This window comes from Microcoleus anatoxicus, assembly GCF_042465725.1.
GTDB classification, from domain to species: domain Bacteria; phylum Cyanobacteriota; class Cyanobacteriia; order Cyanobacteriales; family Microcoleaceae; genus Microcoleus; species Microcoleus anatoxicus.
The window spans coordinates 3,841,820-3,854,174 of sequence record NZ_CP120853.1 but is presented as its reverse complement, the minus strand read 5'-3'; the positions used below and the strand labels follow the sequence as shown (position 1 = coordinate 3,854,174).

8 protein-coding genes and 1 tRNA gene are annotated in these 12,355 nt (G+C 45.5%); 7 read left to right on the top strand and 2 right to left on the bottom strand.

The window, feature by feature from the left end:
* Positions 1-606 precede the first annotated feature (606 nt).
* The 4 genes from P2A85_RS16735 (at position 607) to P2A85_RS16720 (ending at position 5,678) form a co-directional block, all read left to right on the top strand.
* A complete protein-coding gene (locus P2A85_RS16735; RefSeq protein ID WP_377473962.1) occupies positions 607-3,174 on the top strand; it encodes a filamentous hemagglutinin N-terminal domain-containing protein in 2,568 nt (855 codons plus the stop codon).
* Entirely contained in the window at positions 3,171-3,797 is a 627-nt protein-coding gene (locus P2A85_RS16730) for a CHAT domain-containing protein (RefSeq protein ID WP_377473960.1), read from the top strand. Before P2A85_RS16735 ends, P2A85_RS16730 begins: the two co-directional genes overlap by 4 nt.
* A 173-nt stretch (positions 3,798-3,970) precedes the next feature.
* Positions 3,971-5,041, top strand: a complete 1,071-nt coding sequence (gene ccsB / locus P2A85_RS16725; protein ID WP_377473958.1) for a c-type cytochrome biogenesis protein CcsB — start codon at positions 3,971-3,973, stop codon at positions 5,039-5,041.
* A 214-nt stretch (positions 5,042-5,255) separates the two neighbouring features.
* Positions 5,256-5,678, top strand: coding sequence for a KGK domain-containing protein (locus tag P2A85_RS16720; RefSeq protein ID WP_377473955.1), 423 nt, complete (start codon positions 5,256-5,258; stop codon positions 5,676-5,678).
* Positions 5,679-6,120: 442 nt separating this feature from the next.
* On the opposite strand, the gene P2A85_RS16715 is transcribed toward P2A85_RS16720, so the two are convergent.
* Positions 6,121-6,193 (bottom strand) — tRNA-Thr (locus P2A85_RS16715).
* 151 nt (positions 6,194-6,344) lie between these two features.
* Positions 6,345-8,504 (bottom strand): WD40 repeat domain-containing protein, encoded by a 2,160-nt coding sequence (locus P2A85_RS16710; protein WP_377473953.1) that lies wholly within the window; start codon positions 8,502-8,504, stop codon positions 6,345-6,347.
* 536 nt (positions 8,505-9,040) lie between these two features.
* On the opposite strand from P2A85_RS16710, the gene P2A85_RS16705 reads away from it, so the two are divergent.
* The 3 genes from P2A85_RS16705 (at position 9,041) to cysW (ending at position 12,296) form a co-directional block, all read left to right on the top strand.
* Entirely contained in the window at positions 9,041-10,189 is a 1,149-nt protein-coding gene (locus P2A85_RS16705; RefSeq protein WP_377473951.1) for a sulfate ABC transporter substrate-binding protein, read from the top strand.
* A 381-nt stretch (positions 10,190-10,570) separates the two neighbouring features.
* Positions 10,571-11,431 carry a sulfate ABC transporter permease subunit CysT gene (gene cysT / locus P2A85_RS16700; protein ID WP_377473949.1) on the top strand — a complete coding sequence of 287 codons (861 nt, stop codon included), beginning with the start codon at positions 10,571-10,573 and terminating at the stop codon, positions 11,429-11,431.
* A complete protein-coding gene (gene cysW, locus P2A85_RS16695) occupies positions 11,421-12,296 on the top strand; it encodes a sulfate ABC transporter permease subunit CysW (RefSeq protein WP_377473946.1) in 876 nt (291 codons plus the stop codon). The genes cysT and cysW overlap by 11 nt, the downstream gene beginning before the upstream one ends.
* Positions 12,297-12,355: the final 59 nt, after the last annotated feature.

Genomic DNA, 12,355 nt, shown 5'->3' with positions numbered 1-12,355 from the left:
AAAACCCTCCTTAGCTAGCAACGGGCCTAGGGCGTGTTTTCTCTCCCCGGAGATCCCCCCCAACCCCCCTTAAAAAGGGGGGAGAAAGAAGCTCTTTCGTCCCCCTTCTTAAGGGGGATGCGAGGGGGATCAGGATCTGATGGATCGGGCAAGAAAACACGCCCTAGGGCCTCGGATTAGACTTATGGTGCACCTCACCTGGCTTTAGACCCATTTTTTTGTAAGTCCGATGGTACTAATATCAATTCCGGTTGTATCGGAATGATTTAACCGCGAAGGCGCGAAGTACGCGAAGCAAGAGAAGAGAGAGTTTAATACAGGACGATGAAGAGAGGATTTTATATAAATCCGGGTCAATCACCCCCCTGTTTGATTTCGGTGGCTAATTTTTGCCCTCCCCGTCTGCTTCTGTCTCTCTTAACATAAAATGCAATAATTTTTAACTTACTTTTGGGTTAAACCCTTGTAAATACCTCATGTGGTAGATACATCTTCCACCAAGTACGAGTTAGAATTTAAACCATAGAAAATATGTCACAGGTTAAGTGCAAATGCTAACAGGAATTTTAATCAAAAATCATTATATAAATGAGTTGTTAACAAAAAATGAATACCACAAAAAATCCGACCCAAAAAAAAACAAAAAAAAACAAAAAAAATCTAACTAAACTGGCAATTTTTCTGCAAATTATTCTATTTAATTTTTACTTTTTATCTGCGAAAACACAAGCCCAAACAATTGTTCCAGCCACCGACGGCACCGGCACTACCGTCACGCCCGTACCCGTAATCGGAATCCCCCCGCAAACTCGCTTCGACATCCAAGGCGGACAATTATCGGGCGATCGACAAAATCTCTTCCATAGTTTTCAACAATTCGGACTGTCACAAAATCAGATTGCCAATTTTATTTTAAACCCCAACATTCGCAACATATTGGCTCGCATCGGTGGCGGTAGCCCCTCTCTGATTAATGGGTTAATTCAAGTGACCGGTGGGAATTCTAATCTGTTGTTGATGAACCCCTCCGGGATTATATTCGGCAACAATGCCAGCTTAAACGTGCCGGCGGCTTTCACTGCAACCACGGCCACATCCATTGGATTTGGTTCTAATTCTTTTAACGCCACAGGCACAAACAATTATACCTCCCTTACAGGGACACCCAACTCCTTCACCTTCGCCACCGCTCAACCAGGAGCAATCATCAACACGGCTAACTTAGCAGTTAAGTCAGGTCAAAACTTAACCTTGCTAGGCGGTACAGTGGTCAGCACTGGCACTGTGTCTGCCCCAAACGGTCAAATTACTATAGCCTCGGTGCCTGGGCAAAATCTACTTCGTCTGATCCAGGAAGGCAATTTACTCAGTTTGGAAATCCAGCCCCCATCAGGAACAGGGCCAGCCACCTCCATATTACCGATCGCATCCTTACCACAATTGCTCACAGGCATCGGTCCGGCGAACGCTACAGGAGTCCGAGTCAATGCCAGCGGTCAAGTGGTACTCACAGCCTCCAACCAAGTAGTAGCAGGGGGCGATGTGGCTGTACAAGGTATAAATACTGGGGCGATCGCAGTACAAGCAGCCAACAACCTGACAACGGGCAATTTGACAAGTTCCCAAGCAAGTGCGATCGGGTTGGAAGCCAAGGGCGACATTCAGACTGGCAATCTCAACTCCAACTCCAGCAACAGCAGTGGCGGCAAAATCACCATCACCAGCCGTACAGGAAAAGTAGAGACAGGCAACATCAATTCCGCCTCCACCGACAAAAACGGCAACGGCGCAAACATTACCATTGCAGCAGAATCAAGCATTCAAACAGGGAACATAGAGGCCCATTCACAAGACAAACAAGGCGGCTCAGTCACCCTCAGCGCCCGCAACGATATTCAAGTCACCTCCATCAACACCGAAGGCCCAACAGCCGGAGGAAATATTGACCTTACCGCCGGCCGTTATTTCCGAGCCACAGGCACTTTCAACTCACAACCCAACTGCGCGCGCGGTTGCAGCCTTTCCGCTTCCACAAGCACCAGTGCTAACGCTGGGGATATCACCATTCGCCACGGTGGGGGAGCCTCTAGCACTCTGTTCACCGTCGGGCCGGACTATAACCGAGTCAATGGTACCGCTGGCATCATTGCTACGGGAGGACCTTCTAAGGGAAATGTGATTGCTAACGGAAGTTACAGCAACCCTGGCCCTCAGATAGTACAGCCGACACGAATTAACATTACTAATTCTGTTATTTCGCCGACGCCAACACCAACTCCTGCGCCAGCACCTGCACCAGCACCAACTCCTGCACCAACTCCTGCGCCAGCACCTGCACCCATCACAGTTGAGCCTAACGCTCCCATCATCCAAACACCAACACCCATCACAGTTGAGCCTAACGCTCCCATCATCCAAACACCAACACCCATCACAGTTGAGCCTAACGCTCCCATCATCCAAACACCAACACCCATCACAGTTGAGCCGATCGCCCCCATCATCCAAACACCAACACCCGTCACAGTTGGGCCGATCGCTCCCACCATCCAAACATTAGCGCTAACACAAGCAACAGTCTCACCTCCGGCAGTTTCAGTCAATGAGATACCTGTTGTGTCCATTAATCTCGATGTGATACCGAAACCGACTCTGCCTCCCACACTCCCAGTGAATCCCCTACCGATCATCGCCAACCCTGTATTTTCCCCCAACTCACAACAGCTTTATCAAATATCTAATTCCTTACAACAGCAAAATTTACCTTCACCCACCAATATCAATATTTCTAATTGGCAAAGGAACCTTGACGCAGTTATTTTTCCCATAGAAGAAAGATTGACCAGGGATTTTGTTAATTATCTAAATTTGCCATCGACAAATGCGATCGCTACCCTAGAAGATTCTCAAAAGAAGCTTAGTAGCATCGAAAAAGCCACAGGCATTAAACCAGCTCTGATCTACATCACTTTTTTACCCAAAGGTAATACTGTTGTCGATCGCCCGGACAGCAGTTCTTCAATCTTGCGAGTAGAACAGCAAATTCAAAACAGCGAGGAACTAGAACTAATACTGGTAACTGCTTCTGGCGAACCCATTCGCCGGAGGATACCCCTAACCTCCCGCACCGAAGTCCTAGCATTAGTTCAGAAATATCGCAATTTGCGGATATGAGTCCTTTACCTGCGGTGGAAATAGAGGTATCCACCATCGCTCGGCAGGAGTGGCCAGGCAAGTCTTTCTTGAACCAAGCTTTCACTCTGGCCAATTTGAAATCCCAGCGCCAGCAGCAACCCTTTGGCATGATTCACCTGGCTACCCACGCCGAATTTAGATCGGGAGACCCCAGCAATTCTTTCATTCAATTGTGGGATACTAAATTGCGCTTAGATCAGTTGCGACAAATGAACTGGCACAGCCCGGAAGTTGAACTGTTGGTTTTGAGTGCTTGCAGGACTGCTGTGGGCGATCGGGATGCAGAGTTGGGCTTTGGCGGGTTAGCGGTGCAAGCAGGTGTTAAATCGGCTCTGGCTACTCTCTGGTATGTGAGCGATGAGGGGAGTTTGGGATTGATGTCGGAGTTTTACAGCCATTTAAAAAATGCTCCGATTAAGGCAGAAGCTCTGCGGCAAGCACAATTAGCGATGTTGCGCCAAACCGTCCGCATTGAAGGGGGGGTGCTGCACACTTCTTCTGGAAGCTTGCCTCTGCCACCTTCAATGTCCAACACAGGCAGTGGGAATTTTTCTCATCCCTATTATTGGTCGGCTTTTAGAATTATTGGCAATCCTTGGTAGTCAATATTAGTCGATCGACTCTCCCAAGCAACCGCTAACACCACAGCACACTCAAAGTCCCCACTTCTGAAAAAGTCGGGGATCTAAAGCCCGTCTCCATCACCAAAAACTCCCGAATCCCAGTACGATCGATCTAGTTAGTATCAAATGAAAACTTTACCGGGGTAATTTTTATGGATCTGGTTGTACTCCAGAACTGGCTGGACAATATCTCCTTTGCCGTTCTCCTCTCAACAATGCTCGTTTACTGGGTTGGGGCTGCTTTTCCCGGCATTCCCTATTTGTCAGCCCTCGGCACCGCCGGAATGGCCGTCGCCAATCTATCCATCGTCGCCCTACTCGGTGCTCGATGGATAGAAGCCGGCTACTTCCCTCTGAGCAACCTTTACGAATCCCTATTTTTCCTCACTTGGGGAATCACCGCCATCCATCTAGTCGCGGAAAACATGAGTAGATCGCGCTTAGTAGGAGTAGCCACATCCCCCGTAGCCATGGCAATTTCCGCCTTTGCAGCCCTCACCCTGCCCGCAACCATGCAGTCGGCGGAACCCCTAGTACCAGCCCTCAAATCCAACTGGCTGATGATGCACGTCAGCGTCATGATGCTGAGTTATTCAACTTTAATGGTAGGAGCGCTACTGGCGATCGCCTTTTTAGTCGTCACCCGCGGTCAAAAAATCGAACTCACCGGCAGTTCCTTCGGTACCAACGGCAATCGCCACAGCAACTACCGCCTCCAACGCCCTCAAAACCCCGAACCTCAAATTGGGGCAACCGCAGCCGACAGCGGATTAGCATTCAGCGAACCCTCTTTCAATTCCACCAATAACGGTTCGGCAACCACCGCAGTCCTAGAACTAGCACCAGTTCAAACCTCTTCCCACCATCAATCTCAAACCGCAGAAATTCTCTCGCCCCAGCGCTTGAATCTCGCATCAACTCTTGATAACATTAGCTATCGCATCATCGGTTTAGGATTTCCTTTACTGACTATTGGCATTATTGCCGGCGGTGTTTGGGCCAACGAAGCTTGGGGTTCTTACTGGAGTTGGGACCCGAAAGAAACCTGGGCATTGATTACTTGGTTAGTTTTTGCAGCCTACCTCCACGCCCGCATCACCCGCGGCTGGCAGGGAAGACGCCCAGCCATCTTAGCAGCCACAGGTTTTGTGGTGGTTTGGATTTGTTATCTAGGCGTTAATTTGTTAGGCAAGGGTTTACATTCCTACGGTTGGTTTTTCTAAAAAAAACCATTAATAGTTATTGTTGCTGAGTTATTTGTTATTAGTTATTTTTGATTAGTAGCTGTTAATAAATAACTAATAACAACACCTATAAATCAAAATTAGACAGTTTATTGTCATTTTTGTTAGGTTAATAACTGCTAACAAAACACCACTAGAAACAGCAGAAAATCAACATCGAACACTCAACTATTTCCTGAAATTACAATAGATTATGAAACCCTCAAAAGTTTTTCTAAGAGAAGACGATGTTTTGTCTACTCCCGCCAGCGCTTTGATGTATCAATGTACTTTCAAAGTTAGCGAATTTTTGACTATTATGCAGTCAAAACTCCTAGAAGAAAGATTGTTTTTAGACGGTATGGATTGCGAACTTTTGAGTGCAGGTAAATCCTGGACAAAAGGAAAAGTCAGAGTGCGCCTGGAGTTTTACACCGACGAACAGGAAATAGAACAAAAATCTCTTCCGGCTGCTTCCGAGGACTCAGATACCGCACCAGAAAACACCCAAAATATCACGTCTCCAGTTACAGAAAATGACGGCTCAACTCTCCAAGATTCCACAGAAAATACTAATAACTTTCCTAGGTATAGGTATCGCAATAACAACCGTCATAGTGTAGGAATGTGGAGCTAAAAACCAGTATAATTTAGTTGGTTTTTAGTTGTTGTTTGTTGTTTATTGGTTGTTGATTCTTGTTTCTCAGAACTCATAACCAATAACTAAAAAATTCTTCCCCGACTCTAGCCAGCGCTGACTATAGCCTTTCTCAGTTAGGTGCGTAATGGGTAATGGGGAACCCCCCCTGACCCCCCCAGGGGGGAAGGGCATTACCAATTACCAATTACCAATTACCCATTACAAATTCTCTTCGGATGCCACCAGAATTGATATAATATCAAATCCTCTTTTCATCCTCCTGTATTAAACTCTCTCTTCTCTTCCTTCGCGTCCTTAGCGCCTTCGCGGTTAAATCATTCCGATACAACCGGAATTAATATAAAAACAAAATACAGTTTAGGGCTAGTTAAAATTAAAAATTCGTGAACGCACGAAGCTTTCACGAATTCTTTTTTAAAGCTGGTGACAGGATTTGAACCTGCGACAGGCTGATTACAAATCAGCTACTCTACCAACTGAGTTACACCAGCAACATAAACTAATATAGCAAACCGATCGGCATTAGCGCAACCCCCCCAGCCAAGTTTTTTTCAAATTCGCCCAAAAGCCCTCCCCACAAAGGCTGAACCAAAATTATCTTTCTCAGAAGCTACCACAAACTGTCCACCAACTGCCCAATCACTAATCACACCGCCAAATCTTAATCGTCTCATCCGCACTTCCACTGACCAGTATATTGCCCAAAGGTGCGATCGCCACCGAATACACCGTACCCACATGACCCTTAAGAGTGCTCAACAACTCCCCAGTCTGCAAATTCCAAATTTTCACCGTATTATCATCGCAGCCACTAGCCAAAGTCAAACCATCCCCACTAATCACCACCGAATCGCCCCGACTCACATAATTCTGCAAAATATGCACACCCTCATTACTTCCTAAAGTCTGCACACCATTATCTTTGTCATAATTAAAATTTAAAATCCGCAACAAACTGCCAGTCTGCAAATTCCGCAACTTAATCGTATAATCATTACTAACACTAGCCAGAATCTTGCCATCAGGTCCGATCGCCACAGAATTCACCCCAACATTCAACCCCGAAAGAGTCCGCAACAATTTACCAGTTTCCACATCCCAAATCTTACTCGTGGCATCTGAACTCCCACTAGCCAAAATTTTACCATCCGGGCTAAAAACCACCGCATTCACATTATCAGAATGACCCTTCAAAGTCCGAACCAACTCCCCACTACGCAAATTCCAAATTTTAATCGTATTATCCGCCCCGCCACAGCTAGCAATTACTCGCCCGTTGGGGCTAATCGCCACGGAATTCACCTCCATAGAATGTCCCGGAAAAGTACACAGCAATTCGCCATTATACAAATTCCAAAATTTAATAGTCTCGTCCGAACTACCGCTGGCTAGAATTTGCCCATCCGAACTAATAGCCACCGAATTAACTCGATCGGAATGTCCAGTCAGAGTACCAATTAATTCCCCTGTTTCTAAATTCCAAATCTTAATAGTTTTATCCCAACTACCGCTAGCCAAAGTTAGACCATCAGGACTAATCGCCAAAGAATTAACAAAAGATGAATGTCCCGGTAGCGTGTGTACGCAGCGCCATTGATGATTTTTTAACTTATAAGCTAATTCCTTTGCCCGTTGCGATACCGCCAAGGCTTCTTCTCTACGTTTGAGTTCAGTCTCCTCCAAACGCTTGCGTTCTGCCTTAGCTTTGGCTTCTCGAAGTGCCAGCCGTCGCATTTCCCCCTCATAGGCTATTCGCTGCTGTTTCTGAATTTCTTTGAGAGTTTCAATATATGGCAATTCCCAATCTTGAGAAAACCATTCTTGAGCGAATTCTTGTTTTAAATTGAATAACTGAGGTTCGTGGGTGAAATCGATATTAAGATAATACAAATCTGCTAAAAACGCAGCCAATAATTTGTGAATAGTCACAATAATCTGCCTAATAATTCGCAGACTCATTTTTGAATCTTTGCCCTCTGCTTCCAACTGATGGTAAACTTCTTCCCAATTCCAAGGCTGCATCGCCACTAAAGAAACACTTTGATTGATCACTCCCCAAAAACCGACATGAAAATTCACTTCATAGTCGCTGATATCGCTATACAATATAGCTGTAGGCACTGGAGACAACACAGTCTGTAACCGCTCCACATCAATATCAGAAATGGGCTTTTTGAAATAATCTCCGTAAAACTGAACAGGACACAAATCTCCGTACTGAGGATAGTGTTGGTTCAAAAAAGCTCTCAACTTACCAGGAAGTTCGATATTCAGATTGTGGCGAAAGGAATCAGGGCAATCTTGGCTAATTTTGGCAGGAGCGACTAATAACAGCAATCGGTGTTGCTGCTGCTGCAAAATTTGTTCAGTTTCCTGCCTGCTCAAATTAGAAAACCAGTTGTCTCGGTCCCAAACAATTTGGATTTCGCTCAGCTTAACTCGAATTGCTTCTGCTTGAAACTCGCGCATTAATTCGCGACAGAGCCGACTAATTGCCCGCCGATCTCTCAATTCTTCTGCCTTAATTCGATTAGCGCGTTCTTCTTTGACCCATTCTTCATTTATATTGGCTATCTCCATTAATTCTTCTTCTCTAGCCTGGTGTCGCTGCAAATATTTAACCTGTGCTTTAATCCAGCGGGGGTCTTTTTTGATTTGTTGATTTAAAGTTGAAGAAGCCGATGGTTCAATTTCTGCAAAACGTTCGTTGACAGCGCTTGCTCCCAATCTTTCTCCTAATTCGTTGGCAATCGGCTTCAATAGTTCAATTAGGGCGTCTGAAATGGGGCGTAATAAGGACATAAGTTGCTACACATATAAAATGATGGCCAGGAAGAGGGACAGAGGAAATAGGTAAATAGTATAGTTGTGAGTTGTTGAAATTGCTTCATCAATCGCAACGATTCGTGTTGTATGAGTTGGGTAATGGAAGAGTTGGAGCCTTTTTCTGATGCCTTTTACCTTTGGTCTTTTGCTTGTCGATCGGGATTTTTCAGTGCCAGTTCAAAATGAATTAAGAAATGCACCACCGCTTAAAAGTTAAAATTTTTTGTGACTGGGCGGGGATTTGTTAGCGTCGCCTTTAGATTTAACCGATCGCACAGCCTCACCTAGTTATCCACACCTTAAATTAATAGTTTGTATATTCTTTACATTTTACCGTAAATCTGCTTACAAAGCATCCATAAAAGAGACTCAGGCATATTCGATCGCCCCGACCTGCTGGCTACTCATTTTCCTATTGCCATTTTACTCGCTCTCGTATATGATTTGAACTCATGACAATAATTACGGTATTCCGACCTAATAACCGTACTTTAAGTAAAGGAACCAATATAATGAGTCCGTGGCAACGCCTAAGTCAACGTCTTCGCCAGTCACAACCGCAGCCAGTGGGCAAAAGTCAATTATTGACTTCGCTTAAAAGCTTTGTGTCGTTATTTTTACTGGGAATCACATTAAGTTTTGCGATCGCATCCTGCGCGCCCAGTAGCAACAACAATCCCGGAGCCAATCCCGGCGGGGCTTCTAGCCCAAGCGCCAACAAAAGCAACGTAGAATTAACCCTCGTTTCCTTCGCCGTCACCAAAGCCGCCCACGAAGCCATAATTCCCAAATTCGTAGAAAAGTGGCAAAAAGAACAGGGCCAAACCGTCACCTTCAACCAAAGCTACGGCGGTTCCGGTTCCCAAACCAGAGCCGTAATTGACGGCTTAGAAGCAGACATCGTACACCTAGCCCTCGCCCTCGACACCAAAAAAATCGAAAAAGCCGGACTAATTGAGCCTGGGTGGGAAAAAGAAGTCCCTAACGAAGCCATAGTCAGCAAATCTGTAGCAGCCATAGTCACCCGCGATGGGAATCCTAAAGGCATCAAAAACTGGGAAGATTTAGCCAAAGATGGAGTGAAACTGATTACCGCCGATCCCAAAACATCGGGGGTGGCTCGCTGGAATTTCCTAGCACTTTGGGGCTCGATTCTCAAAACCGGAGGCGACGATACCAAAGCATTGGACTTTACTAGCAAAGTCTACAAAAATGTCCCCATCCTGACTAAAGATGCCCGCGAAGCCACCGACGTATTTTTCAAACAAGGCCAAGGCGACGCCTTAATCAACTACGAAAACGAGATTATTTTGGCTGGTCAGAAAGGGGAAAAACCGACTTATACTATTCCCGAAGTCAATGTTTCCATCGACAATCCCATCGCCATTGTTGATAAAAATGTCACCAAACACGGCACCAAGGAAGTAGCCGAAGCCTTCGTCAAATTTCTGTACACCCCAGAAGCTCAACGAGAATTTGCCAAAGCCGGATTCCGCCCAGTAGATGCGACTGTAGCCGCGGAACCAGAATTTGCCCAAAAATATCCCCCCATCAAAACTCTATTTACAGCTCAAGATTTAGGAGGTTGGGGAGAAATTCAGAAGAAATTCTTCGATGACGGAGCTGTTTTTGACAAAATCCAAGGTTCAATTAAACGGTAGTAGCCGGGGCGCATGGGTGACAACTTAATGTCAAACCGACAGTCTCTCTTGTTTGTATCGAACTGCCAGATCCCCCCTAACCCCCCTTAATAAGGGGGGGACAAGAGTATTTTTCAAATTCCACCTTAATAAGGGAGGGACAAGAGTATTTTTCAAATTCCACCTTAATAAGGGGGGGGACAAGAGTATTTTTCAAATTCCCCCTTATTAAGGGGGATTTAGGGGGATCGACACTTCGCCTAAAAGCGACATTTATTGTGGGTTCAGTCTTAAGTTGTCACCAATGGCAGGGGCGGGTTTACGAGATGATTGGTTTTAGTCAAATACGATCGGTAAAACCCTCCCCTAGGGCAATTCTTTCCAACTCAAAACTATTCTTATATGACTGTATCTTCTCCAACCAATAATCCTCAATCTCCGATCGAGCAGATCAAAAGGGCGATCGGCAAAATCACACTACCTTGGGGAATCACCCTCGGCTACCTCAGCCTCATGCTATTGCTCCCAGTAGCCGCCATGCTCTTGAAAGCCAGCACCGCAAACCCCGCCGAATTTTGGGCAATTGCCACAAGTCCCATCGCCCTTTCCGCCTATGATGTCACCTTCGTTACGGCATTAATTGCAGCATTAATTAACGGATTTTTCGGCACATTAATTGCCTGGGTTTTAGTCCGTTACAACTTTCCCTTAAAAAGGATTGTCGATGCGATCGTCGATTTGCCCTTTGCACTGCCCACCTCCGTCGCAGGTTTAACTCTCGCCACAGTTTACAGCGACAACGGCTGGATTGGTTCGCTGTTTGCACCCTTGGGAATCAAAATCTCCTTTACTCGCTTGGGTGTAGGTATAGCGATGATATTTATTTCCTTGCCATTTATCGTCCGAACTGTACAGCCAGTTTTAAACGAGATGGAAAAAGACATCGAAGAAGCAGCTTGGTGTCTAGGTGCTTCTCAATTTCAAACCTTTTGGCGAGTAGTTTTGCCGCCCCTATTTCCGTCTATTTTAACAGGAGTTGCTCTGGGATTTTCGCGAGCGGTTGGCGAGTACGGTTCTACTGTAATTGTCGCCTCTAACATACCGTTCAAAGATTTAATCGCCCCTGTTTTAATTTTTCAAAGATTGGAACAGTATGACTATGCAGGAGCCACAGTGATCGGCACTGTCATGTTAGCTATTTCCCTAAGTATGCTGTTTGCAATTAATCTTTTACAAGCATGGAGAAGGCGCTATGACGGCTAATATCAATTCATCCACAGATTACAAATTTCCGGGCGGTAGTTCGACGCAGAGTCAGGAAAAACCCTGGGTTAAGCCAACTTTAATCACCATTGCGATCGCCTATCTGGCTCTCGTCTTATTTATCCCCACCCTCAACGTTTTTTACCAAGCTTTCAAAAAAGGAGTAGAGCCATTTTTTGCTAACTTAACCTCGCCCGATTTTCTCCACGCAGCCCAACTTACCCTGGTGATTTCTTTAATTGTTGTGCCTATTAATACCGTATTCGGTTTGTGCGCCGCCTGGGTAATCGGTCGCAATAAATTTCCGGGTCGCACGCTATTAATCAGCATTTTAGATGTCCCATTTGCCATATCTCCCGTAGTTGCAGGCTTAATGATTGTACTGCTTTACGGTCGGTTGGGATGGTTCGGCCCGTGGCTGGAAGCTGCTAATATTAGGGTAATTTTTGCCTTTCCGGGAATGGTGCTGGCTACTGCTTTTGTCACTCTACCTTTTGTGGCTCGCGAAGTAATTCCGGTGTTGGAAGAAGTCGGAACCGATCAAGAAGAGGCGGCGAAAACTTTGGGTGCAAATGATTGGCAAATTTTCTGGAATGTCACTCTTCCCAGTATTCGCTGGGGATTGCTTTACGGAGTAATTTTGACTAATGCTAGAGCCATGGGAGAATTTGGAGCTGTTTCTGTGGTTTCGGGAAATATTGCTAAAAAAACGCAAACTTTACCTTTGTTTGTAGAGGATGCTTACAAGCAGTATGCGACTCAAGCGGCTTTTTCAGCGGCCGTAGTTCTGGGTCTTTTAGCAGTTGTTACTCTCGTACTTAAGGAGATTTTGGAACGAAAAACTAGCATCAAAGAAGTTGAATAATAGTCAGTAGTCATTGGTTATTGGCGACGTCAATAACCAATGACCAATAAATTGTAACA